The organism is Mycobacterium cajalii (assembly GCF_045809005.2).
GTDB lineage: Bacteria > Actinomycetota > Actinomycetes > Mycobacteriales > Mycobacteriaceae > Mycobacterium.
This window is the reverse complement of sequence record NZ_CM141436.1, coordinates 3,093,575-3,118,048: the sequence shown is the minus strand read 5'-3', so window position 1 is coordinate 3,118,048 and position 24,474 is coordinate 3,093,575. Positions and strand designations below refer to the sequence as shown.

Annotated in this window: 22 protein-coding genes, 1 pseudogene and 2 riboswitches; of the genes and pseudogenes, 8 read left to right on the top strand and 15 right to left on the bottom strand. The window is 70.3% G+C overall.

Annotated features, from left to right (window positions below; genetic code table 11):
- Positions 1-21 precede the first annotated feature (21 nt).
- From ACJ512_RS14820 to ACJ512_RS14805, 4 genes are read right to left on the bottom strand one after another with little or no spacing between them, the layout of a single operon-like run.
- Positions 22-1,743 (bottom strand): urease subunit alpha, encoded by a 1,722-nt coding sequence (locus ACJ512_RS14820; protein WP_407687823.1) that lies wholly within the window; start codon positions 1,741-1,743, stop codon positions 22-24.
- Positions 1,743-2,054 carry an urease subunit beta gene (locus ACJ512_RS14815; RefSeq protein WP_407687824.1) on the bottom strand — a complete coding sequence of 104 codons (312 nt, stop codon included), beginning with the start codon at positions 2,052-2,054 and terminating at the stop codon, positions 1,743-1,745. The genes ACJ512_RS14820 and ACJ512_RS14815 overlap by 1 nt, the downstream gene beginning before the upstream one ends.
- Positions 2,051-2,353 carry an urease subunit gamma gene (locus ACJ512_RS14810; protein WP_407687825.1) on the bottom strand — a complete coding sequence of 101 codons (303 nt, stop codon included), beginning with the start codon at positions 2,351-2,353 and terminating at the stop codon, positions 2,051-2,053. Before ACJ512_RS14810 ends, ACJ512_RS14815 begins: the two co-directional genes overlap by 4 nt.
- A 57-nt stretch (positions 2,354-2,410) precedes the next feature.
- Entirely contained in the window at positions 2,411-2,824 is a 414-nt protein-coding gene (locus ACJ512_RS14805; protein ID WP_407687826.1) for a PaaI family thioesterase, read from the bottom strand.
- 327 nt (positions 2,825-3,151) lie between these two features.
- Here ACJ512_RS14805 and ACJ512_RS14800 point away from each other — a divergent pair, with 327 nt between their 5' ends.
- The 8 genes from ACJ512_RS14800 to ACJ512_RS14765 all read left to right on the top strand — a co-directional run bounded on the left by ACJ512_RS14800 (position 3,152) and on the right by ACJ512_RS14765 (position 14,854).
- Complete coding sequence (locus ACJ512_RS14800) at positions 3,152-3,568, top strand: BlaI/MecI/CopY family transcriptional regulator (protein WP_407687827.1); 417 nt, start codon at positions 3,152-3,154, stop codon at positions 3,566-3,568.
- A gap of 14 nt (positions 3,569-3,582) precedes the next feature.
- Positions 3,583-4,533: a M56 family metallopeptidase gene (locus ACJ512_RS14795; protein WP_407687828.1), complete on the top strand. Its 951-nt coding sequence runs from the start codon at positions 3,583-3,585 to the stop codon at positions 4,531-4,533.
- Between the two features lie 138 nt (positions 4,534-4,671).
- Positions 4,672-6,120 carry an NADP-dependent phosphogluconate dehydrogenase gene (gene gndA, locus ACJ512_RS14790; RefSeq protein ID WP_407687833.1) on the top strand — a complete coding sequence of 483 codons (1,449 nt, stop codon included), beginning with the start codon at positions 4,672-4,674 and terminating at the stop codon, positions 6,118-6,120.
- 35 nt (positions 6,121-6,155) lie between these two features.
- Positions 6,156-7,592 (top strand): GuaB1 family IMP dehydrogenase-related protein, encoded by a 1,437-nt coding sequence (locus tag ACJ512_RS14785; protein WP_407687829.1) that lies wholly within the window; start codon positions 6,156-6,158, stop codon positions 7,590-7,592.
- Positions 7,593-7,786: 194 nt separating this feature from the next.
- A complete protein-coding gene (locus ACJ512_RS14780; protein ID WP_407687830.1) occupies positions 7,787-9,145 on the top strand; it encodes a hemolysin family protein in 1,359 nt (452 codons plus the stop codon).
- 8 nt (positions 9,146-9,153) lie between these two features.
- Positions 9,154-10,182, top strand: coding sequence for a hemolysin family protein (locus ACJ512_RS14775; RefSeq protein WP_407687834.1), 1,029 nt, complete (start codon positions 9,154-9,156; stop codon positions 10,180-10,182).
- 324 nt (positions 10,183-10,506) lie between these two features.
- Positions 10,507-12,693: a malate synthase G gene (locus ACJ512_RS14770; protein WP_407687831.1), complete on the top strand. Its 2,187-nt coding sequence runs from the start codon at positions 10,507-10,509 to the stop codon at positions 12,691-12,693.
- A gap of 82 nt (positions 12,694-12,775) precedes the next feature.
- Positions 12,776-14,854: a substrate-binding domain-containing protein gene (locus ACJ512_RS14765; RefSeq protein ID WP_461479743.1), complete on the top strand. Its 2,079-nt coding sequence runs from the start codon at positions 12,776-12,778 to the stop codon at positions 14,852-14,854.
- A gap of 14 nt (positions 14,855-14,868) precedes the next feature.
- Here ACJ512_RS14765 and gcvP read toward each other — a convergent pair whose 3' ends face one another.
- From gcvP to ACJ512_RS14710, 11 genes and pseudogenes are all read right to left on the bottom strand, one after another.
- Positions 14,869-17,706 carry an aminomethyl-transferring glycine dehydrogenase gene (gcvP, locus tag ACJ512_RS14760; RefSeq protein WP_407687652.1) on the bottom strand — a complete coding sequence of 946 codons (2,838 nt, stop codon included), beginning with the start codon at positions 17,704-17,706 and terminating at the stop codon, positions 14,869-14,871.
- 69 nt (positions 17,707-17,775) lie between these two features.
- Positions 17,776-17,886, bottom strand: a riboswitch (glycine riboswitch).
- A riboswitch (glycine riboswitch) is annotated at positions 17,887-17,984 on the bottom strand.
- A 115-nt stretch (positions 17,985-18,099) separates the two neighbouring features.
- On the bottom strand, positions 18,100-18,723 hold the full coding sequence (locus tag ACJ512_RS14755; RefSeq protein WP_407687653.1) for a MerR family transcriptional regulator: 624 nt from the start codon (positions 18,721-18,723) through the stop codon (positions 18,100-18,102).
- Between the two features lie 286 nt (positions 18,724-19,009).
- A complete protein-coding gene (locus ACJ512_RS14750; protein ID WP_407687654.1) occupies positions 19,010-19,504 on the bottom strand; it encodes a bifunctional nuclease family protein in 495 nt (164 codons plus the stop codon).
- A 91-nt stretch (positions 19,505-19,595) separates the two neighbouring features.
- A complete protein-coding gene (gene ftsR, locus ACJ512_RS14745; protein WP_407687655.1) occupies positions 19,596-20,336 on the bottom strand; it encodes a transcriptional regulator FtsR in 741 nt (246 codons plus the stop codon).
- The gene (gene garA, locus ACJ512_RS14740; protein WP_407687656.1) at positions 20,336-20,821 is read right to left on the bottom strand and encodes a glycogen accumulation regulator GarA; all 486 of its coding nucleotides are present in this window, start codon (positions 20,819-20,821) and stop codon (positions 20,336-20,338) included. The genes ftsR and garA overlap by 1 nt, the downstream gene beginning before the upstream one ends.
- Positions 20,822-21,141: 320 nt before the next feature.
- The gene (gene gcvH, locus ACJ512_RS14735; protein ID WP_407687657.1) at positions 21,142-21,537 is read right to left on the bottom strand and encodes a glycine cleavage system protein GcvH; all 396 of its coding nucleotides are present in this window, start codon (positions 21,535-21,537) and stop codon (positions 21,142-21,144) included.
- 22 nt (positions 21,538-21,559) lie between these two features.
- Positions 21,560-22,402 (bottom strand): DUF881 domain-containing protein, encoded by an 843-nt coding sequence (locus tag ACJ512_RS14730; protein WP_407687658.1) that lies wholly within the window; start codon positions 22,400-22,402, stop codon positions 21,560-21,562.
- A gap of 83 nt (positions 22,403-22,485) precedes the next feature.
- Positions 22,486-22,575: pseudogene (locus ACJ512_RS14725) on the bottom strand (hypothetical protein); the annotation flags it as partial.
- Entirely contained in the window at positions 22,572-22,904 is a 333-nt protein-coding gene (locus ACJ512_RS14720) for a small basic family protein (RefSeq protein WP_369738522.1), read from the bottom strand. The pseudogene ACJ512_RS14725 and the gene ACJ512_RS14720, both read right to left, overlap by 4 nt.
- 13 nt (positions 22,905-22,917) lie before the next feature.
- On the bottom strand, positions 22,918-23,844 hold the full coding sequence (locus tag ACJ512_RS14715) for a DUF881 domain-containing protein (protein ID WP_407687659.1): 927 nt from the start codon (positions 23,842-23,844) through the stop codon (positions 22,918-22,920).
- Positions 23,831-24,466 carry a CDP-alcohol phosphatidyltransferase family protein gene (locus ACJ512_RS14710; protein ID WP_407687660.1) on the bottom strand — a complete coding sequence of 212 codons (636 nt, stop codon included), beginning with the start codon at positions 24,464-24,466 and terminating at the stop codon, positions 23,831-23,833. The genes ACJ512_RS14715 and ACJ512_RS14710 overlap by 14 nt, the downstream gene beginning before the upstream one ends.
- Between the last annotated feature and the right edge of the window lie 8 nt (positions 24,467-24,474).

The window sequence follows — 24,474 nt, the reverse complement described above, 5'->3', positions numbered from 1 at the left end:
CGGGAACGTGTCGCGGGAGGGTCAGAACAGAAAATAGCGCTGTGCCATCGGCAATTCGGTCGGCGGTTGTTCCGGCCAGACCTCGCCGTCGATGCGCACGGTGAAGGTGTCCGGGTCGACCTTGATGTCGGGCAGGGCGTCGTTGAGCGGGAGCTGCGCCTTGCCCACGGCGCGAACATCGGCGACCGGCACCAGCGGCCTGCGGACCGCGAGCGTGTCGGCCAAACCGGCCTCGATGGCCTGTGGCGAGACGAAATGCACGGAGGTCGCCGCCGTGGTGGCCGGGGCGGCCCCGAACATCGGCCGCGGCAACACCGGCTGCGGGGTAGGGATGGACGCATTCGCGTCACCCATCGCCGCCCAGGCGATCATGCCGCCCTTGATGACCAGGTGCGGGCGCACCCCGAAGAACGCCGGCTCCCACAACACCAGGTCCGCGAGCTTACCCACCTCCACAGAGCCGATCTCACGATCCATGCCGTGGGCGATCGCCGGGCAGATGGTGTATTTGGCGACGTAGCGCTGCACCCGGTTGTTGTCCGCGGCACCGTCACCGGGCAGCGCGCCGCGACGGCGTTTCATCACGTGGGCGCTCTGCCAGGTGCGTATCACCGTCTCGCCGATGCGGCCCATGGCCTGCGAGTCGCTGCCCACGATCGCGATCGCGCCCATGTCGTGCAGCACGTCCTCGGCGGTCATCGTCGATCCCCGGATCCGGCTCTCGGCGAACGCCAGATCTCCGGGCACCGCGGGGTTCAGATGATGGCAGACCATCAGCATGTCCAGGTGCTCGTCGAGGGTGTTGCGCGTGTGCGGGCGGGTCGGGTTGGTGGAGCTGGGCAGCACATTGGGTTGGCCGGCGACCCTGATGATGTCCGGCGCATGGCCACCGCCGGCGCCCTCGGTGTGATAGGTGTGGATCGAGCGGCCGGCGATCGCGGCCAGTGTGTCCTCCACGAACCCCATCTCGTTGAGTGTGTCGGTGTGCAGCGCCACCTGCACGCCCGCCGCGTCGGCCACCCTCAGGCAGGCATCGATCACCGCCGGCGTCGATCCCCAGTCCTCGTGCAGTTTGAAACCCGAAGCGCCGCCGCGCAATTGCTCCCACAGCCCCTCGGCGCTGACGGTGTTCCCCTTGCCCAGCAGCGCGAAGTTGACCGGCCAGCCGTCCAGCGCTTCCAGCATGCGGCCCAGGTGCCAGGCGCCCGGGGTGACGGTCGTGGCCTTGCTGCCCTCGGCGGGCCCGGTGCCACCCCCGACGATGGTGGTGACGCCGGAGCCGATCGCCTCGGGCATGAGCTGCGGGCAGATCAGATGCACGTGGCTGTCGATCGCCCCCGCGGTCACGATCAGGCCGTTGCCCCCGATGACCTCGGTGGACGGCCCGACCACCAGGTCCGGGTGCACCCCCGACATGATGTCGGGGTTGCCGGCCTTGCCCAGCGCGGTGATGCGGCCATCGCGAATCCCGATGTCGGCCTTGATGATTCCCCAGTAGTCGAGGACGATCGCGCCGGTGATCACGGTGTCGGGCGCGCCCTCGGCCCGGGTGGCGCGCCCCTGGCCCATCGACTCGCGCAGCACCTTGCCGCCGCCGAACACCGCCTCGTCGCCGGCCAGACCCGGCCCGCCGCTGCGGTCCTCGGTGATCTCCACCAGCAAATCGGTGTCCGCGAGCCGGACCCGGTCGCCGGTGGTGGGCCCGTACACCAGGGCGTAGCGGTCACGGGGCAGTGGCGCCATCAGTCGTCCAGCCTTCCGGGGGGATTCAAGGTCAGGCCGTGCACCTGGCGCCGTCCGCGCAGCGGAACCAGTCGCACCCGCTGGGGCACACCGGGTTCGAAACGCACGGCGGTCGCGGCGGGGACGTCCAGCCGGTGACCGTAGGCGGCCGCGCGGTCGAACGACAACGCCTTGTTCGCCTGCGGAAGATGGACGTGACTGCCGACCTGGATCGGGCGGTCCCCGGTGTTGACGATCTCCATCTCGAGGCGCTTTGCGCCCGCATTGATCTCGATATCGCCTTTGCCGTAGAGGATTTCGCCGGGAATCATGCGATCGGGTGGTGAACGGTGACCAACTTGGTTCCGTCCGGGAACGTCGCCTCCACCTGCACGTCGTCGATCATCTCGGGCACTCCCTCCATCACGTCGTCGCGCGTCAGGACTTGGCAGCCGCTGGCCATCAGCTCGGCAACCGTGCGCCCGTCGCGGGCGCCCTCGAGGATGTGGTCGCTGATGAGCGCAACCGACTCGGGATGATTGAGCCGCAAGCCCCGTTCCCGGCGACGCCGGGCCAGATCGGCGGCGTACGACAACAGCAGGCGGTCCTGCTCGTGCGGCGTCAGGCGCATGTCGGGTTATCCTGCCACGCCGCGGTGGCGGGGCGGTCGATGCCCCCCGGGCGCCGTTCAGCCCTGGTCCGTAGCCGGCTCGAGGTTCTGCAGCCGCACCTGGCCCCGCGCCACCACCCGGTCGGTCGCGTCGGTGATGGTGACCAGCCAGAGTTGCTGACGGCGGCCGCGGTGGATCGGCTCGGCCCTGCCGTACACCGTTCCCGACCCGATGGCACGCAGGAAGTCGGTGTTGTTGTTGACGCCCACGACGTTCCCGCCACCCCGGGTGGCCAGCCAGGTGTAGGCGGCCACGCTGGCCATGCTCTCGATCATCGAGCAGTACACCCCGCCGTGCACCAGGCCCATCGGCTGCAGCAGCTTGGGTGTGACCTCGAGTTGCGCCCGGACGCCGTCCGGGCCGAGTTCGGTGTAGCGCAGGCCCAATTCGGTATCGAAGGGCGCGCTGAAATCCGGGTCCGGCGGTTGCACGTCCTCGTGTCTACACCATCGGCGTGTCGGCACCGTCGGCGTGTCCGCACCATCGGCGCGCGACGGCCGGCGTGCGGGGCGGTCCCGGAAACGGGCGAGCCCCGTGCACCGGGCACGGGGCTCGCCGATCGAGTGGACCGGGGGTCACTGCAGCCCTCAGGACTCCGTCGCGGTCCGTCGACTTCGGTTGTCGCTCGATCCCGGTCAGCATAGGCAAGGCTGCCCTAAATTTGCAACCCCCGGGGCGCGACCCGTGCGCCTTTCGTTACGACGGCCGGTAGTAAGCGGGAGTACGCTTGTCCCGACGGTTGAGGAGATGAGCAGCCTATGGCCAAGCTGACCCGGTTGGGGGAACTGGAGCGCGCCGTGATGGACCATCTGTGGTCCACGCCGGAACCCCAGACCGTGCGCCAGGTCCACGAGGCGTTGTCGGCGCGCCGCGACCTCGCCTACACCACGGTGATGACCGTGCTGCAGCGGCTGGCGAAGAAGAACCTGGTGTCCCAGATCCGCGACGACCGGGCCCACCGCTATGCGGCGGTCCACGGCCGCGACGAACTGGTGGCCGGGCTGATGGTCGACGCGCTGGCCCAGGCCGAGGACTCCGGGGGCCGGCAGGCTGCGCTCGTGCACTTCGTCGAGCGGGTCGGTGCGGACGAGGCCCAGGCCCTGCGCCGCGCGCTCGCCGAACTGGAAGCAAACCAACGCAATACGCCACCTACTGGCGTGTCAGCGGAGGCCTGAGGGAGACTGGCAGCGTGTCCGCGCTGGCCTTCACTCTGCTCGCGGTGCTGCTGGTCGGCCCGGCGCCGGCCATCCTGGCACGCGCCACCTGGCCGTTGCGCGCCCCGCGCGCCGCGATGGTGCTGTGGCAGGCCATCGCGCTGGCCGCGGTCTTCTCGACGTTCAGCGCCGGCATCGCGGTCGCCAGCCGGTTGCTCATGCCCGGTCCCGACGGGCGGCCCACGGCCGGCGTCGTCGAAGCCGAGGGCCGGCTCGGCTGGCCGCTGTGGTCGGCGTGCCTGGCCGCCTTCGCGCTGACCGTGCTGGTCGGTGCCCGGTTGACCGTCGCCGTGGTGCGCGTCGTCATCGCCAACCGGCGCCGGCGGGCGCACCACCGGATGGTGGTCGACCTCGTCGGGGTCGACCACGATGCCGCCCGCGTCCAGCCGTGCGCACGGACCCGGGACCTGCGTGTCCTGGGGGTGGCGCAGCCGCTGGCCTACTGCCTGCCGGGCGTGCGCAGCCGGGTGGTCGTCAGCGAAGGGGCGCTGACCGCGCTCACCGGCGACGAGGTCGCGGCCGTCCTCACTCACGAGCGGGCCCACCTGCGGGCCCGCCACGACCTGGTGCTGGAGGCGTTCACCGCCGTGCACGCCGCATTCCCCCGACTCGTGCGCAGCACCAGCGCGCTGCGCGCCGTGCAGCTGCTCGTCGAACTGCTGGCCGACGATGCCGCGGTGCGCGCCGCCGGGCGCGCTCCCCTGGCCCGGGCGCTGGTTGCGTGCGCGTCGGGCACGGCACCCTCGGGCGCGCTGGCCGTCGGCGGGCCCAGCACGGTGGTGCGGGTGCGCCGGCTGGCGGGGCGCGGTAACAGCCTGACCTTGTCGGTGGTCGCCTACCTGGCCGCGGCCGCCATCCTGGTGGTGCCCACCGTCGCGCTGGCGGTGCCGTGGCTCACCGAGTTGCGGCGACTGTTCGACCTGTAGCGGCGGGCCAACTCGAAACTCGCCGGAGGACCGAATGCTCCGCTGTGCCACAGTGTGTCGGAAGGGCTTGCAACAGAAGTTCTCCAACCTGAGAGGCGCGCAGACATGAGTTCGTCGGACACCAAGCCGAATGCCAAGATGGAGCCGAATGCCAGGACGGGTACCGCGCAGATCGGCGTCACCGGCCTGGCCGTGATGGGCTCGAACATCGCCCGCAATTTCGCCCGGCACGGCTACACGGTCGCGCTGCACAACCGCTCGGTCGCCAAGACCGACGCGCTGCTCGACGAGCACGGCGGCGACGGCGAGTTCGTGCGCTGCCAGACCATCCCGGAATTCCTGGACGCGCTGGAGAAGCCGCGCCGCGTCCTGATCATGGTCAAGGCCGGTGAGGCGACCGACGCGGTCATCAACGAGCTCGCCGACGCCATGGAGGAGGGCGACATCATCATCGACGGCGGCAACGCCCTCTACACCGACACCATCCGCCGCGAGAAGGCGATGCGCGAGCGCGGCCTGCACTTCGTCGGCGCCGGCATCTCCGGCGGCGAGGAGGGCGCGCTGAACGGCCCGTCGATCATGCCGGGCGGCCCGGCGGAGTCGTACGAATCCCTGGGCCCGCTGCTCGAGGAGATCTCCGCGCACGTCGACGGCGTCCCGTGCTGCACCCACATCGGCCCCGACGGCGCCGGCCACTTCGTCAAGATGGTGCACAACGGCATCGAGTACTCCGACATGCAGCTGATCGGCGAGGCCTACCAGCTCCTGCGCGACGGGCTCGGCAAGAGCGCCGCGGAGATCGCCGACGTGTTCGACGAGTGGAACAAGGGCGAACTGGACAGCTTCCTGGTCGAGATCACCGCTCAGGTGTTGCGCCAGACCGACGCCAAGACCGGCAAGCCGCTCGTCGACGTCATCCTGGACGAGGCCGAGCAGAAGGGCACCGGACGCTGGACGGTGAAGTCGGCGCTGGACCTCGGTGTCCCGGTCACCGGCATCGCCGAGGCGGTGTTCGCCCGGGCGCTGTCGGGTTCGGCGACCCAGCGCACGGCCACCATCGGGCTGGCCTCCGGCGGGCTGGGCGCAAAGCCTTCCGATGCGGAGCAGTTCGTCGAAGACGTCCGGCAGGCCCTGTACGCGTCGAAGATCATCGCCTACGCGCAGGGCTTCAACCAGATCCAGGCCGGCAGCACCGAATACGACTGGGGCATCGCCCCCGGCGACCTGGCGACCATCTGGCGCGGCGGCTGCATCATCCGGGCGAAGTTCCTCAACCGCATCAAGGAGGCGTTCGGCGCCGAACCCGACCTGCCCACGCTGGTCGTGGCGCCCTATTTCCGCAGCGCGATCGAAGCGGCCGTCGACGGTTGGCGTCGTGTGGTGGTGACGGCCACCCAACTGGGTATCCCGATTCCGGGCTTCTCGTCGGCGCTGTCGTACTACGACGCGCTGCGCACCGAGCGGTTGCCGGCCGCGCTGACCCAGGGGCTGCGGGACTTCTTCGGTGCCCACACCTACGCGCGGATCGACGCGCCGGGCAAGTTCCACACGTTGTGGAGCGGCGACCGCACCGAAGTGCCCGCATAGCGAGACAGGAGCGTGGGTAGTTTGGGGCGACAGCGATGAGGTTTCTGGACGGGCACCGACCCGGGTACGACCTGACCTACGACGACGTGTTCATCGTGCCGAACCGGTCGGAGGTTGCCTCGCGGTTCGACGTCGACCTGTCCAGCGACGACGGCTCGGGCACCACCATCCCGGTCGTGGTCGCCAACATGACCGCCGTGGCCGGGCGGCGGATGGCCGAGACGGTCGCCCGCCGGGGCGGCATCGTGATCCTGCCCCAGGACCTGCCGATCCCGGCGGTGCAGCACACGGTGCAATTCGTCAAGAGCCGCGACCTGGTTCTCGACACCCCGGTCGTGCTGGAGCCCGACGACTCCGTGTCCGATGCGATCGCGCTGATCCACAAGCGCGCGCACGGCGTCGCCGTCGTCGTCTTCGAGGGCCGCCCCATCGGTCTGGTGAGCGAGGCGTCCTGCCTGGGCGTCGACCGCTTCACCCGGGTGCGTGACGTCGCCGTCAACGAGTTCGTCGCCGCCCCGGTCGGCACCGACATGCGCAAGGTCTTCGACCTGCTCGAGCACTCCCCGATCGGCGTCGCCGTGCTGACCAACCCGGACGGCACGCTGGCCGGAGTGCTGACCCGTACCGGCGCGATCCGCGCCGGGCTCTACACCCCGGCCACCGACGCGCGCGGGCGGCTGCGCATCGGCGCCGCCGTCGGCATCAACGGCGACGTCGGGGCCCGGGCCCGCTCGCTGGCCGAAGCCGGCGTCGACGTGCTGGTCATCGACACCGCGCACGGACACCAGGTCAAGACGCTGGAGGCGATCGCGGCGGTCGCCGAGCTGAACCTCGGCCTGCCGCTGGTGGCGGGCAACGTCGTGTCGGCGGAGGGCACCCGGGACCTGCTCGACGCCGGGGCCGACATCGTCAAGGTCGGTGTCGGGCCCGGCGCCATGTGCACCACGCGGATGATGACCGGGGTCGGCCGCCCGCAGTTCTCCGCGGTGGTCGAATGCGCCGCCGCCGCCAGGGCCCTCGGTGGGCACGTCTGGGCGGACGGCGGGATCCGCCACCCGCGGGACGTGGCGCTGGCGGTGGCCGCCGGCGCGTCCAACGTCATGATCGGGTCGTGGTTCGCCGGGACCTACGAGTCCCCCGGCGACCTGATGCGGGACCGGGACAACCAGCCCTACAAGGAGAGCTACGGGATGGCGTCCAAGCGGGCCGTCGTCGCCCGCAGCGGCGCCGACACGGCGTTCGAGCGGGCCCGCAAGGCGTTGTTCGAGGAGGGCATCTCGACGTCGCGGATGGGCCTGGATCCCGCCCGCGGCGGCGTCGAGGACCTGATCGACCACATCACCTCGGGCGTGCGCAGCACCTGCACCTATGTCGGCGCCGCCAACCTGGCGGAGCTGCACGAGCGGGCGGTCGTCGGTGTGCAGTCGGCCGCGGGGTTCGCCGAGGGCCATCCGCTGCCCCTGGGCTGGTGACACCACCCTGAACACGTGGCAACCGGACGTTCCGGGTGGGACGCGAACTTCGCTACCATGGCATCTCCGGTGAATTTCCCGCCCGCAGCAAACCGCTGCGCGGCATCGAGCGAAGGGGATGACGTGCCGCAGGCACGCCTCGAGGCCGCTTTCCTGCGGGTGCAGCGGCCACCCGCGACGTTCCCGGGAACACCGTGAACCTCGCCGCCAGCCTGGTCAGCGTGCTGGCCATCGCCGTGCTGATCGTCGCAAACGCGGTCTTCGTGGCGGCCGAATTCTCCCTGACGGCGCTCGACCGCAGCGCCGTGGAGGCCAACGCCCGCGCCGGCGGGCGCCGCGACCGTTTCATCCAGCGAGCCCAGAACAAGCTGTCGTTCCAGCTCTCGGGAGCCCAGCTGGGCATCTCCATCACGACGCTGGTGACCGGCTACCTCACCGCACCCATGGTGGCCGACCTGCCGCATCCGTGGCTGGACGCGCTCGGGGTGTCCGACCACGCGGGCGACGCGACCATGGCGTTCCTGGTGATGGTGGTCGTGACGTCGGTGTCGATGGTGTTCGGCGAGCTGGTCCCCAAATACCTCGCGGTGGCCCGCCCGCTGGCGACCGCGCGCGCCGTCGTGGCCGTGCAGCTGTTGTTCTCACTGCTGCTCACCCCCGCCATCCGGGTGACCAACGGGGTGGCGAACTGGATCGTGCGCAAGCTGGGCATCGAACCGGCCGAGGAGCTGCGGTCGGCCCGCTCGCCGCAGGAACTGCTGTCGCTGGTGCGCACCTCGGCGCGCAGCGGCGCCCTGGACGCGGCCACCGCCTCGCTGGTGCGGCGATCGCTGCAGTTCGGCACCCGGACCGCCGAGGAACTGATGACGCCGAGGTCGAAGATCGTGGCCCTGCAGACCGGCGACAGCGTCGCCGACCTGATCGCGGCGGCCGCCGAGTCCGGATTCTCCCGCTTCCCGATCGTCGACGGTGACCTCGACGAAACCGTCGGCATCGTGCACGTCAAACAGGTTTTCGCGATCCCGCCGGCCGACCGCGCGCACACGCCGCTGACCGAGCTGGCCCAACCCGTCCCGGTGGTGCCGTCGACGCTGGACGGGGACGCGGTGATGGCGCAGATCCGCACCAGCGAGCTGCAGACCGCAATGGTCGTCGACGAGTACGGCGGCACCGCCGGCATGGTCACCCTCGAGGATTTGATCGAGGAGATCGTCGGCGACGTCCGCGACGAGCACGACGACGCGACCCCGGACGTGACGGCGGCCGGCCGCGGCTGGCGGGTGGCGGGCCTGCTGCGCATCGACGAGGTCGCCACCGCCACCGGCTACCGCGGTCCCGAGGGGCCCTACGAGACGATCGGCGGGCTGGTGCTGCGCGAACTCGGCCACATCCCGACGGCCGGCGAGACCGTGGAGCTGACGTCGCTGGATTCCGACGGGCTGCTCGACGGGCCGGGACGCTGGCAGGCGACGGTGGTCCGGATGGACGGGCACCGCATCGACCAGCTCGAGCTGACCGAGCTGGGCGGCCCGCAGGAGCGGGGCCGCCGGTGAGCGACACCATGAGGCTGCTGCTGGCCGTCCTGCTGATCGCGGTGAACGCCTTTTTCGTCGGGGCGGAGTTCTCGCTGATCTCGGTGCGCCGGGACCGCCTCGAAGCGCTGGCCGAGCAGGGCAGGACCAGGGCGGTCACCGTGATCCGCGCCGGGGAGCAGCTGTCGTCCATGCTGGCCGGCGCCCAACTGGGGGTGACGGCCGCCTCCCTGCTGCTCGGCCGGATCGGCGAGTCCGCGGTGTTCGGCCTGCTGCAGACGGGTTTCGGGCTGACCGGTCTGCCCCCGGCGTTGCTGCACAGCGTGTCGTTCGCCATCGCGCTGGCCATCGTGGTGACGCTGCACGTGCTGCTGGGCGAGATGGTGCCCAAGAACATCGCGCTGGCCGGTCCGGAGCGCACGGCCATGCTGCTGGTGCCGCCGTACCTGGCCTACGTGCGCGTCGCCCGGCCGTTCATCGCGTTCTACAACCGCTGCGCCAACGCGGTCGTGCGGATGCTCGGCGTCGAACCCAAGGACGAGCTCGAGATCGCGGTCAACACCGCCGAGCTCGACGAGATGATCGCCGAATCCGTGTCGGAGGGTTTGCTGGATCGGGAGGAACACAGCCGGTTGACCCGGGCGCTGCAGGTCCGCAACCGGGTGGTCGGGGACGTGGTCGTTCCGCTGGCCGAGACCCGGGCGGTGCCGGTGGCCGGGCCGGACTCGGGGCCGACGGTCGGCAGCGTCGAGCAGGCCCTGGCCGAGACCGGGTTCTCCCGGTATCCGGTGGCGGGCCCGGACGGCCATTTCATCGGCTACCTGCACATCAAGGACGTACTCACCCTCGGCGGCGACCCCGGGACCGCGATCGACCTGGCGCTGGTGCGGCCGCTGCCGCGAGTGCCCACGTCGTTGCCGCTGGCCGACGCCCTGTCCCGGATGCGCCGCAACAACAGCCACCTGGCCCTGGTGACCGACGACGTCACCGGGGTGGTCGGGATGGTGGCCATGGAAGATCTGGTCGAAGACCTGGTCGGCGTCATGAACGAGGCCTAGTGGGAGGGGTCGGCGGGGCCCGGACGGGCCGGGTGGGAGTGGCCGGCGGGCAGAGCAGCCCCGACCCGTATGATCGCTACGGCTGCCAGTAGAGAAACGTGCTGCAGGGCCAAGGTTTTCGCGCCGCGGTGCGCGCGTTGCCGGCGAGTGGTCCTCGGTGCCCGCCGCGGTGTCATCGGTGGAGCGGTCAGCGGGGCCTGACCTGCTGCTGCGGGCCGGCCGGGGAACGATCGTCAGGCTGCATGTCGGTAGGCTGACGCCTGAGTTAGTTAAAAGGCCAGCTGAGGGCCGGAGGTGCGAGCAGGCCCGTTACGGAGGAGAGAAATGACTGATCGCGTGTCGGTGGGGAACTTGCGGGTCGCCCGAGTGCTCTACGACTTCGTGAACAACGAGGCCCTGCCTGGCACCGACATTGACCCGGACAGCTTCTGGGCGGGCGTCGACAAGGTCGTCACCGACCTCAGCCCGCAGAACCAGGACCTGCTCGACCGCCGCGACGAGTTGCAGGCCCAGATCGACAAGTGGCACCGGCAACGGGTGATCCAGCCCCTCGACCCGGAGGCCTACCGCGAGTTCCTCACCGAGATCGGCTACCTGCAGCCCGAACCCGGCGACTTCACCATCACCACCGCCAACGTGGACCCCGAGATCACCACGACGGCCGGACCGCAGCTCGTGGTCCCGGTGACCAATGCCCGGTTCGCGCTGAACGCGGCCAACGCCCGCTGGGGTTCCCTCTACGACGCCCTGTACGGCACCGACGTCATCCCGGAGAGCGACGGCGCCGAGCAGGGCACCAGCTACAACAAGGTCCGCGGCGACAAGGTGATCGCCTACGCCCGCAAGTTCCTCGACGAGGCGGTGCCCCTGGAGTCGGGCTCGTGGACCGACGTGACCGGCCTGAGCATCGTCGACGGCCGCCTGCAGGTCGACACCGGCTCGGGTTCCACCGGATTGGCCGGCCCCGAGAAGTTCGTCGGATACAGCGGCGAGCTCGGCTCCCCCAGCTGGTCGGTGTTGCTGGTCAACAACGGCCTGCACATCGAGATCGAGATCGACCCCGAGTCCCCCATCGGCAAGACCGACGCCGCCGGCGTGAAGGACGTGGTGCTGGAGTCCGCGGTCACCACGATCATCGACTTCGAGGACGCCGTGTCCGCTGTCGACGCCGACGACAAGGTCGGCGCCTACCGCAACTGGCTGGGCCTGAACAAGGGCGACCTGGCCGCCGAGGTGAGCAAGGGCGACAAGACCTTCACCCGCGTCCTCAACCAGGACCGCACCTACACCACGCCCGACGGCGGCGAGCTGACCCTGCCGGGCCGCAGCCTGATGTTCGTCCGCAACGTCGGGCATCTGATGACCAACGACGCGATCGTGGACGCCGACGGGAACGAGATCTTCGAGGGCATCCAGGACGCGCTGTTCACCGGGGTGTGCGCCATTCACGGGCTCAAGGCCGGCGACGGCAACGGCCCGCTGGCCAACAGCCGCACCGGCTCGGTCTACATCGTCAAGCCCAAGATGCACGGCCCCGACGAGGTCGCGTTCACCGCCGAGCTGTTCAGCCGGGTCGAGGACGTGCTGGGGTTGCCGCAGAAGACCATCAAGGTCGGCGTGATGGACGAGGAGCGGCGCACGACCCTCAACCTGAAGGCGTGCATCAAGGCCGTCGCCGACCGGGTCGTGTTCATCAACACCGGCTTCCTGGACCGCACCGGCGACGAGATCCACACGTCGATGGAGGCGGGCCCCATGGTGCGCAAGGGCGCCATGAAGACCCAGCCGTGGATCCTGGCCTACGAGGACAACAACGTCGACGTCGGTCTCGCGGCGGGTTTCGAGGGCCACGCCCAGATCGGCAAGGGCATGTGGACGATGACGGAGCTGATGGCCGACATGGTCGAGCAGAAGATCGCCCAGCCCCGCGCCGGTGCCAGCACCGCCTGGGTGCCGTCGCCGACGGCGGCGACGCTGCACGCGATGCACTACCACAAGGTCGACGTGGCCGCGGTGCAGGAGGAACTGGCGGGCAAGAAGCGCGCCACCGTCGAGCAGCTGCTGACCATCCCGCTGACCAAGGAACTCGCCTGGGCTCCTGAGGAGATCCGCGAGGAGGTCGACAACAACTGCCAGGGCATCCTCGGCTACGTGGTGCGCTGGATCGACCAGGGAGTCGGGTCCTCGAAGGTGCCCGACATCCACAACGTGGACCTCATGGAGGACCGGGCCACCCTGCGGATCGCCAGCCAGTTGCTCGCGAACTGGTTGCGTCACGGCATCATCACCAGCGAGGACGTCCGGGCCGGGCTGGAGCGGATGGCGCCGCTGGTCGACCAGCAGAACGCCGGCGACAAGGCTTACCGGCCCATGGCGCCCAACTTCGACGACAGCATCGCGTTCCTGGCCGCCCAGGATCTGATCCTGTTGGGCGCGCAGCAGCCCAACGGCTACACCGAGCCGATCCTGCATCGGCGCCGGCGGGAGCTCAAGGCCCGCGACGCGCAGTAAAATCGCCGTTGCCCGAGACCGGGCGCCACACGCGATGACCCCGTTCACGTGACCAGTCGACGGAAAGGCGGCGGACGCCGGTATGGGTAGGCACAGCAAGCCCGGCCCCGACGAGCCCGTCGACCAGCCGTCCGACGAACACCGCCCGGGCGACGGGTTCGAGACCGGGCCGTGGACGACCGACCCGTGGGGCGGCATCGGCTACCCCGCGCCGGAGTCTCCGCCCGAGCCCGGCGAGGACGCGGCAGGCGGGGACGACGCCGACGAGGAGGAAGCTCCCGACGCCGAGGCGCGCTACCCCGCCGACGGCGCGTTCGGTGCGGGCACGCCCGACGAGTATCCGGAATTCGCCCCGCGCCCGGCGGACCGGGACAGCGCGGCAGCCCCGTCGCCGTCGCTGTTCCGGGGCGGGCACCGGGGTCTGGGCGACTGGCGCGGCGGCCATCGCAGCGTCGGCGGGCGCCGGGGCGTCAGCGTCGGCGTGGTCGTGGCGCTGGTGGCCGTCATCCTGGTGGTCGGCACGGTGATTCTGTGGAGCTTTTTCGGCGACGCGTTGTCCAACCGCTCGCACCGCGCCGCGGTGCGCTGCGTGGGGGGCAAGGAGGACGTCGCGGTCATCGTCGACCCGTCGATCGCCGATCCGGTGCAGCAGCTGGCGGAAAGCTACAACTCGTCGGCGGGCCCGGTCGGCGATCACTGCATGGTGGTGAAGATCAAGGCGGCCAACGCCGACGCCGTCCTCGGCGGCTTCATCGGCCAGTGGCCCGCCGACTTGGGCGAGCGGCCGACGTTGTGGCTCCCGGGCAGCTCGGTGTCCGTCGCGCGGCTCGCCGCGGCCACGGGCCCCAAGACGATCAGCGACAGCCGGTCGCTGGTGACGTCGCCGGTGGTGGTCGCCGTCCGCCCCGAACTCGAGCACGCCCTGAGCGACCAGACCTGGGCCGCGCTGCCCGGCCTGCAGGCCAACCCGAACGCCCTGGACGGAATGAACCTGCCGGGCTGGGGTTCGCTGCGGCTGGCGTTGCCGACGGGCGGTAACGGGGACGCCTCGTTCCTGGCCGGCGAGGCGGTCGCGGTCGCCTCGGCGCCCGCCGGTGCCCCGGCCACCCAGGGGGTCGGCGCGGTCCACACGCTGCTGGGCTCCCAGCCCAAACTGGCGGACAACTCGTTGGTCGAGGCGATGAACGCGCTGGTCGACGCGGGTGACGTCGCGTCCGCGCCGGTGCACGCGGTGATCACCACCGAGCAGCAGGTGTTCCAGCGCGGCCAGTCGCTGTCGGACGCCAAGGGCAAGCTGGGCGCCTGGCTGCCGCCCGGACCGCCACCGGTGGCCGACTACCCCACGGTGCTGCTCAGCGGCGAGTGGCTGACGCAGGAGCAGGTGTCGGCGGGCAGCGAGTTCGCCCACTTCATGCGCAAGCCCGAGCAACTCGACAAGCTGGCCAAGGCGGGGTTCCGGGTCAACGGCGTCACACCGCCGAGCAGCCCGGTCATCGGCTTCCCCGCCCTCCCGCCCGCCCTGTCGGTGGGCGACGACGGGCTGCGCGCCACGCTGGCCGAGGCGATGGCCGCGCCGTCGAGCGGGCTGGCCGCGACGATCATGCTCGACCAGTCGATGCCCACCGACGAAGGCGGCAAGACCCGGCTGGCCAACGTGATCGCGGCGCTCGAGGGCAAGATCAAGGCGCTGCCGCCCTCCGACGTCCTCGGGCTGTGGACGTTCGACGGCCACGAGGGCCGGGCGGAGGTGGCGACCGGACCGCTGTCCGACCCGGTCAACGGCCAGCCCCGGTCGGCGGCACTGATGGCCGCCCTGGACAAGCAGTACTCCTCGCCGGGCGGTGCGGTGTCGTTCACGACGCTGCGCATGCTCTACCAGGAGCGGCAGGCCAGTTACCGTGCCGGCCAGACGAACTCCATCCTGGTGATCACCGCCGGGCCGCACACCGACCGGACGCTCGACGGAGCGGGCCTGCAGGACTTCATCCGCACCAGCGCCGACCCGGCCAAGCCGATCGCGGTCAACGTCATCGACTTCGGCGCCGACCCCGACCGCCCGACTTGGGAAGCCGTCGCCCGGCTCAGCGGTGGCGGCTACCAGAACCTGCCGACGTCGGCCTCCCCCAACCTCGCCGCCGCGGTCAACACGTTCCTGAGCTGAGCTGAGCTCGCCGACTACGCGAACGCCTCCACCGGCGGGCACGAGCAGACCAGGTGGCGGTCGCCGTAGGCGCCGTCGATGCGCCGCACCGGCGGCCAGACCTTGGGCCGGAAGCCCTTGCCGAGCGGGTAGGCCGCTTCCTCGCGGGTGTACGGGTGATCCCAGTCGGCGACCAGCAGGCACTCGGCGGTGTGCGGCGCGCCGCGCAGCGGATTGTCGTCGACGGTCCACTCCCCCGAACCGACCCGGTCGATCTCGCCGCGGATGGCGATCATGGCTTCGCAGAACGCGTCGACTTCGGTCAGGGTCTCGCTCTCGGTGGGCTCGACCATGAGCGTGCCGGCCACCGGAAAGCTCATCGTGGGCGCGTGGAAACCGTAGTCCGCCAGTCGTTTCGCGACGTCGTCGACGGTCACGCCGGTCGCCTTGGTGATCCCGCGCAGATCGAGGATGCACTCGTGGGCGACCATGCCGTTCTCGCCGGTGTAGAGCACCGGGAAGTACTCGTCGAGACGCCGGGCGATGTAGTTGGCCGAGGCGATCGCGACCAGCGAGGCCGCGCGCAGCCCCTGCGCGCCCATCATCCGGATGTAGGCCCAGGTGATCGGCAGGATCGAGGCCGAGCCGTACGGCGCCGACGCCACCGGGTGCCCGCCGGGCAGCTCGGGGGCGAACGGGTGCCCCGGCAGGAACGGCGCGAGGTGGGACCGCGCCGCCACCGGCCCGACGCCCGGGCCGCCGCCCCCGTGCGGGATGCAGAACGTCTTGTGCAGGTTCAGGTGGCTGACGTCGCCGCCGAACCGTCCCGGCCGGGCCAGCCCGACGAGCGCGTTGAGGTTCGCGCCGTCGATGTAGACCTGGCCGCCGGCGTCGTGCACGGCCGCGCAGATGTCGGCGACGTCGTGCTCGTAGACCCCGTGCGTGGAGGGATAGGTGATCATCAGCGCCGCCAGGTGGTCGGCGTGCGCTGCGACCTTGTCTCGCAGGTCGTCGAGGTCGACGTCGCCCGCCTGACCACCCTTGTCCCGGCAGGCCACCACGACCACCCGCATGCCGGCCAGCGCCGCCGAGGCGGCGTTGGTGCCGTGCGCGCTGGACGGGATCAGGCAGACGTCGCGGTGCGGTTCGCCCCGGCTGGCGTGGTATTCGCGGATCGCCAGCAATCCGGCGTATTCGCCCTGCGAGCCGGCGTTGGGTTGCAGGGAGACCGCGTCGTAGCCGGTGATCTGCACCAGCCAACTCTGAAGGTCGGCGATCAGGCGACGCAGCCCGGGGGTATCGGAGGCCGGGGCGAAGGGATGCTGGCGCGCGAACTCCGGCCAGGTGATCGGCTCCATCTCGGCGGCCGCGTTGAGTTTCATCGTGCACGAGCCGAGCGGGATCATGCTGCGGTCCAGGGCGATGTCCTTGTCCGCGAGGGTGCGCAGGTAGCGCATCATCGCGGTCTCGGTGCGGTACTGCGTGAACGCCGGGTGGGTCAGGAATTCCGATGTCCGGGTGGCGATGTCGACGCGCACCGGGTCGGCGGGCAGCACCCCGAACGCCTCCAGCACCGCCGCCACGTGGTCGTCCGTAGTGGCCTCGTCGCACGCCACCGACACATGGTCGGCGTCGACGCGCCACACGTTGATGCCCTTGACCTTCGCCGCGGCGACGACGGCGTCAGCGCGTCCCGGCACCCGGGCCAGGACGGTGTCGAAGTACGTGTCGTGCACGACGGCGTCGCCGAGCCCGGCGGCGATCGCCTCGGCGTGCCCGTGCACCCGGCGGGCGATGGCCACCAGGCCCTCGGCACCGTGGTAGGCCGCGTACATGGCGGCCATCACCGCCAGCAGCACCTGCGCGGTGCAGATGTTGCTCGTCGCCTTGTCGCGGCGGATGTGCTGCTCGCGCGTCTGCAGCGCCAGGCGAAACGCCGGCGCACCGTCGTCGTCGACCGACACCCCCACCAGCCGGCCCGGCAGTTGGCGCGCATGCTGGGGGTGCACCGACAGGTATCCGGCGTGCGGGCCGCCGAAGCCCATTGGCACACCGAATCTTTGGGTGCTGCCGAACGCCACGTCGGCGCCGATCTCGCCGGGCGGGGTGATCAGCGTGCACGCCAGCAGGTCGGCGCCGATGGCGACCAGCGCCCCGCGGTCGTGCGCCTGCGCCACCAGGGCGGCCCAGTCCGTGATCCGGCCGCTGGCGCCGGGCAGCTGCGCGACGACCCCGAAGAACTCGCCGTCCGGCAGCCCCTCGCGCAGGTCGGCGGTGACGATCTCGATGCCCAGCGGCCGGGCCCGCGTCGCCAGCACCGCGGCGGTCTGGGTGAAGACGTCGACGTCGACGGCCAGCCAGTTCGACGTGCCCCGGGCGGCCCGGTGCATCAGGGTCATCGCCTCGGCGGCCGCGGTCCCCTCGTCGAGCATCGAGGCGTTCGCGATCTCGAGCCCGGTCAGATCGGCCACCATCGTCTGGAAGTTCAGCAGCGCCTCCAGCCGGCCCTGACTGATCTCGGGCTGGTACGGGGTGTAGGCGGTGTACCAGGCCGGGTTTTCCATGATGTTGCGCACCAACACCGGTGGGGTGAGCGTGTCGTAGTAGCCCTGCCCGATCATCGACACGGCCACCGTGTTCGCCTCGGCCAGCGCGCGGAGCTCGGCCAGCGCCTCGGTCTCGGTGGCGGCCGGGGGCAGCGCGTCGAGACCGGGCGCGACACCGCCGTCGGTGAGCTTGTCGAGGATGCGGCCCGGCACGGCCTTGGCGGCCAGTTCGTCGAGCGAGTCGGCGCCGATGACCGCGAGCATGGCCGCGACGGCCTGGCTGTCGGGGCCGATGTGACGGGTTGCGAAAGTTGAGTGGTCTGACACGGGCGAACTCCTGACTGGACGGCCTGCAGAAAAGCAGAGGCAGAGGAAGGCGGCCCTCTCCCTCTGTCTTCGCCCGTCTCGCCAGGCGCCTGAGAGATTCGGCGCCGCTCCTGCTCTTAGCGCCTTTCCCCATCGGCGGGTGCGGACCAGTCGGGGCCGCACCGCTTTCCAGAGACGTCGTAAACTCGCGCGGTCCGGATGCCTGAGAGGTTGGTGGAGAGGTCTTGCTCCTTCGGCGCCCGTGACTGGCAGTCACGGAACTCTCCCGCCCGAGTGCGACGCGTCGTCCAGCTTACCCGGCCGCTCGGCTCGGCCGCGAGCGTGCGTGTCGGCACGGCGACACGCCGCGCGACGCGTGCAGCCGCGCACCTTCGCGCCGGGACGGGCGCGCGATTAACCGATCTTGCGGTCGCGGTGCTTGCGCCGGGACGCCAGCTCGTCTTCGGGAGCCGCGATGGATTCGCCGCCGTCGGCGCGCTCGCCCGGGAAGTCGGCGATGACGCCGGTCAGCTCGCGCATCGCACCGGATACCGCGATGCCGAACACGCCCTGGCCGCCCTGCAAGAGGTCGACGACCTCTTCGGCCGAGGTGCACTCGTAGACGGTGGTGCCGTCGGAGAACAGGGTGATGTTGGCCAGGTCCTCGACGCCGCGCTGGCGCAGATGGTCGACGGCGACCCGGATGTTGTGCAGCGAGATGCCGGTGTCGAGCAGGCGCTTGACGATCTTGAGGACCAGGATGTCCTTGAACGAGTAGAGGCGCTGGCTGCCCGAACCCGCCGCGCCGCGGATCGAGGGAACCACCAGCGACGTTCGCGCCCAGTAGTCCAGCTGGCGGTAGGTGATGCCGGCGATCTGGCAGGCGCTCGGCCCGCGATAGCCCACGAGCGCGTCGGGCACGGAATCGTCGGGGAACAGTCCGGGCTGCACGGGTTCGTGCGGCACCTGATCACCGTTGCCTGCGGGCTCCGCGTGGTCGGCTAGATCCAGCTGCTCTTGACGTGGCTGGTCGCTCAAGGTGCTTCCTCTCGCCGGTCGCGCTCGTTCTCACTGGCTGCCCCGGCAGCCGCGCTTGCTCAGGCCCGAGTGCTAGAGAGCTTACGCTGTTCGGTAGCCGCCGCGCCTTGTCTGGTCCTCAAAGTATGGCCGCCGCAACGGTGAGTGGGTGCGCTATCCGCCAGGCGTGTCGAGATCGCGGCGAGATGAGACACATCCGTGACGTCCCCGTCCAGGGTAGCGGGCGTACCCTGGTCGGCCCCGCGCCGGTCGCGACCTGCGGTGACGGAGCGGCCCGCCGGGCGGGCTAGGTGGCCTTGAAGTCGTCGGGCGACACGCTGTCGAGGAATTCCTTGAACTTCTCCACCTCGTCCTCACGGACGCCGGTGTTGGAGTCCTCGTCGCTCTCGTCGGGGATGAGCAGCCCCGCCTGGGCGAGCACGGCTTCCTCGACGTAGATCGGAACGCCGACCCGCAGCGCTATCGCCACCGAGTCCGACGGCCGCGCCGACACGGTGATGTTGCGGTCGAACACCAGGTCGGCGTAGAAGGTGCCCTCCTGCAGGTCGACGATCCGCACTTCTTTCAGCGAATGTCCAAGCGCGGCAATCACATCCCTGATGAGATCGTGCGTCAACGGGCGGGGCGGCTCCACGCCTTGCTGCTCGAGCGCAATGGCCGCGGCCTCGGACTGGCCGATCCAGATCGGCAGATACCGGTCGCCGTTGGCTTCACGGAGCAACAGCACCGGCTGGTTTTGCGGTTGCTCTACGCGAATGCCGACAACACGAACCTCGCCCATTTGTGCCTGACCTCCGCACCTGCCGCCGTCTACAACCCATACTCGGCGCGACGTTGCGGTCGAACACCAAGTTTCGCTTGAAGTCTAGTCCTCAGCGGCGCAGAACGTCGCGAACGGCGGACTTGATCAACGATGTGTGCAACGTAATTGCGAGCGCCGCGACCTCACGCGCGAGATCGTCGGCGCGGTCGCGGGCACCGGCCTTTCCGGCCTTGACCACCGGGCCGGCGATCTGGGCGATCAGGTCGGACTGCCGGTCGGCCGCGGAGCGGAAGGCCCGCAAATGCCGCGGCTCGACGCCGTATTCGGACAGCGCGCTCGCGCACTGCAGAATCACCACGGCGTGTTCGTCGAAGAAACCGCCCGGGCCGGTGGTGATCACGCCGGCTTTCAGGAGCGCCGTCAGGAGCTCGTCGTCGACCCCCGAGCGCGCCAGGAGGTCTTCGTGGCTGAGCCGGACGCGGGTGGGAGCCACTGCCGCCGTGTCGGATCCGGCGACCTCCCCGTCGTCGGTCACCGACACCAGCCGCGGGACACCGTAGGGCGACCCGACGGCCGGCAACTCCCCGTCGGCCTGGGCGTCCAGTTGCGCCCTGATCACCTTCAGCGGTAGGTAGTGGTCGCGCTGGGCGGTCAGGATGAAACGCAACCGCGCGCAGTCGTACGCGGTGAACCGGCGATATCCCGACGCGGCGCGCTGCGGCGTCACCAACCCCTCGGCCTCCAAGAATCGGATCTTGGAGATCGTGACATCGGGGAAGTCCGGCCTCAGCAGGTCCAGTACCGCCCCGATCGACATCCCGGCCAGAGCCGGGCTATCGGGTGCGCTCACTAGCCTCCGGAACCTCCCTCGCCCTCACCTTGCTTGGGCCCCGTCAGGAACACCAGACGGAATTTGCCGATCTGCACCTCGTCGCCGTTCGCCAGCACCGCCGAATCGACGGGCTCGCGGTTGACGTAGGTCCCGTTGAGGCTGCCGACGTCGACGACGTGGAATTCGTTGTTCTCCAGCCGGAATTCGGCGTGGCGGCGGCTGACGGTGACGTCGTCGAGGAAGATGTCGCTGTCGGGGTGCCGGCCCGCCGACGTGATGGGCTGGTCGAGCAGGAAGCGGGACCCGGCGTTCGGTCCCCGCTTGACGACCAGCAACGCCGAACCCGCCGGAAGGCCCTCCACTCCGGACACCGCGGTTTCGCCGCCCGCTTGTACGGGGGCGTCCAGCTCGTTGAGGAAGTCGGCCCGGAAGACGGAAGTCGTCTCCACAGTGACTTCGTCAGAACTCTGGTCTTTACCCATGTCGGAGTCCATGTCCGTCACGCGCTGCTCCTCACTGGCCGCTGTGGCGTTGTCTGACCGGGCCGCTCGGGCCGGTCACCCACTTGTTTCGCTTCGCCCCGTACTGCTTGTCACTGCCTGCTCGCCTTGATGTGTCGACCGTACCGCGCACCGCTCGACAATGTGCCCACCACCTCGGCATCGTAAGCCCGACCACCCCGGGTCGCGGTTCCCCGCGCGGGGGAACTGCACGAGCCCATGTGGAGACGTACCCCCGCGAGCGGGAGCGACACCTCCACGATCGAGCTTGCCGCGCCGCGCGCACGGTTGCGGAGCACGGCTGGCAGGCACATTAGCAACCGTCATTCGGTCAGCGTGCCGCGGTACGCCTCGGCGTCGAGCAATCCCGAGATGGCCGACTCCAACTCGGCGACGTCCGAGACCTGAACTTCCAGCAGCCATCCGGCGCCGTAGGGGTCGGAGTTGACCAGCTGGGGGCTGCCGTCCAGGTCGCCGTTGACCGCGGACACTTTGCCCGAGACGGGGGCGTAGAGGTCCGACACCGATTTCGTCGACTCCACCTCGCCGAAGGACTCCCCCGCGGTCAGTTCGGCGCCCACCTCGGGCAACTGAACGAAAACGACATCGCCCAACGCCGACTGCGCGAAGTCGGTGATCCCGATCCGTGCGGTGTCCTCGCTGCGGCGAACCCACTCGTGTTCGGTGGTGTAGTGCAGATCGGGCGGGATATCGCTCACGGTAATCCTGTTCTGGTCGGGTTCACTTGACGGGCTGAGCGTATTGGTGCGGTTTTGGTTGCCGCAAGGTGGCCACATCCACCTTGTCGGCCTGCTGCACCGACATCCGCGCGCCGACGCGCTTGATGCTGTCCTCTGCGCCGCCCGGAATGTTCATCGCCGCGGCCAGCGTCGGCGGATCACCAATTGCCAGAACCGAATACGGTGGCGACAGGGTCTTGTTGTCGACGACCAGCGAGCCAGGCATACCCGCTACCCAGGTGTCCACACCCACCCGCACGGACTGGCGGGCGTCGTTGACCTCGATCGCCTCGGCGCCGGCGGCACGCAGCTCGTTGACGACGTCGAGCATCGCCTCCGGCGACACTCCGGGCCCGGGATCCTCGATCGTGACGGTGACGCCCGGCCCCGTGGCGCCCACGATGCCGACCAGGATCGACAGCGCCGCCAGCCTGGCCTGCGCGCTCTGGATGGCCGCCTGATCGGTGTTGCCGGCGGCCTGCAACGAGTTCAGCGTGCTCTGCAGTTCGCTCACCTCGGTGTTGAGGGTGGCTTCGCGCTGGCGCAGCGAGTCGAGCAGCACAAGCAGGTCCGCGGGCCGCGCGGTGTCCAGGGAGTCGCCCGTCTCGGTCCGCCGGACCTGTGTGGCGATGCCGATCCCCAGGAGCAGGCACAACAAGATGGCCAGGGTGCCGAAGGCCAGCCGGGTGCGGCCGCCGCGCAGGAATCCGGACCACCCTCTGCGGTGCACCGCCCCGATCGCGGGCCGCGGGCGGTGGGCCGGTAGTTCGTGGCGGCCGCCACGCCGCTCGTCGGGGGTGCCGGGGGGTTCGTCGGGGGCGCGTTCGGGCGGGTCTTGGCTCATCCCGGTCCCGTCTCCGTCAATCCGCCGCTCCTTCTCATCGCTTCGCTCTGCATCGTCGCCGGCGCCGTCAATCCGCCGCTCCTTCTCATCGCTTCGCTCTGCATCGTCGCCGGCGCGGTCAATCCGCCGCTCCTTCTCATCGCTTCGCTCTGCATCGTCGCCGGCGCGGTCAGGCACCGAACAATCGGCGGCGCAGCGCGGCGGCGTTGCCGAAGATGCGGATGCCCAGCACGACGATGATCGCCGTGGACAACTGGGTGCCGACGCCGAGTTGGTCGCCCACATAGACGATCAGCGCGGCCACGAACACGTTGAAGACGAACGACACCACGAACACCTTCGAGTCGAAGATCCGTTCGAGGTAAGCCCGCATCCCGCCGAACACCGCGTCCAGGGCGGCGACCACCGCGATCGGAAGATAGGGCTGGATCACCTCGGGCACCGCGGGGTGGAAGACCAGGCCCAGCACGATGCCGACGGCGAGCGCCGCGATACCGATCATGCGCGAACTCTGCTCACTGCGACCCAATCTGCTTGGCGAACTTGACATCCCGGATCGATCCGGCGGGCAGCGAGAGGCCGTCGGCGGCGTGGACGGTGACGTCCACGCCGTAGGAAACCTCGAGCAGCCTGAGGCGTTGCAAGCCGCGACTGCGGTCGAACACGTCGCGCATCGCGTGTGGCGGCCCGACCGCCAGGATGGTGTAGGGGCTGCTGGTGGGATTGTTGTCGACGAGAATCGCCCCGCCGGCCTGCCGGATGGTCGCGTTCGGCCCGATCCGCACGCCGCCGACCGAGACGGCCTCGGCGCCGCTCTCCCACAACGAATTCACGACCAGCTGCAGGTCCCGGTCCAAGATGATCTGGGTGCTGCCGCTGACCCGCTGTTTGGACACGTCGGACAGGTTCGGGCTGACGCCGGGGTCGGTCACGGTCACCTTCAGGCCCGGCCCGATCACCGGCGTGCTGGCCGCGGCCAGGCTGAGCGCGTCCAGGCGGCTCAGCAGCCGCTGGCCCGCCGCGTTGTCGGCCAGCGCCCGGCGCTGCACGTCGTCGACCCGCGTCGACAGGGCCGCGCGGCGCTGCGCCAGGTCGCCGGCGGTGGCTTCCGCCGAACGCACGCCCCGGACCAGCAGCTGCTGCTCGCTGCGGACGCCGGGCGCAACCGAGCGGGCCTGCGTCACCGCGAGCGCGAACACCGTCGCGATCAACAGCGCCGCCAGGGCCTGCCAGATCCAGTCCAGGGCGCGCCGGCCCGGGGTGGGTGGCGTGGTCGAGCGGCTGCGTTTGGCGGCCGCCGCGGCGTAACCGGGGTCCAGGTGCTCGGACAGCAGGGCGCGCAGCAGGGAGGGCACCGGGATGTGTTGCCGCCGTGCGGCCGCGTGGGCGCTGTGGCCGGCGTTGGGGTCGTAGCCCCCGAGCATGCGGTCAGCCTCGGCCATGGTCACCCGACTCCTGTGCGGCCGCTTCCCGCAGGTGGGGTGCGAGCCTGGGCATCCGCCGCACGACCAGGCCCACCTGGACCGCGTACAGCACGAACGCCCACAGGTACATGTACATACCCCACACGAGAAACGCCCACCCGCAGGCCCACACCACGCGGCTCCATAACGCGTCCCAGGTTCCCAGCAGAACCAGCGGAAAGCCAGCCATCAGGGCGAACGTGGCGGCTTTGCCGACGTAGGTCACCGGCAGTGCCGACAGCCCACGGCTCCGCAGCCACGGCAGCGTCGCGGCCAGCAGCCCGTCGCGCGCCAGCAGCACGATCACGAACCACCAGGGCACGATGCCGCTCAGGGCCAACACGATCGGCACGCTGACCATGTAAAGGCGGTCCACCGCCGGGTCGAGCAGCACGCCCAGCCGCGAGGACTGGTCGAGCAGCCGCGCGATCTTGCCGTCGGCCCAGTCCGAGGCGCCGCTGAACGTCAGGATCGCCACCGCCCAGCCGTTGGCGTGCGCGACCAGCAGGACGTAGACGAACACCGGGATGAGCGCCAGCCGCAGGGCGCTCAGCGCGTTCGGCACTGTCAGCACCCGGTCGGGCGGAGGCAGTGGCTCCATGAGCCGTG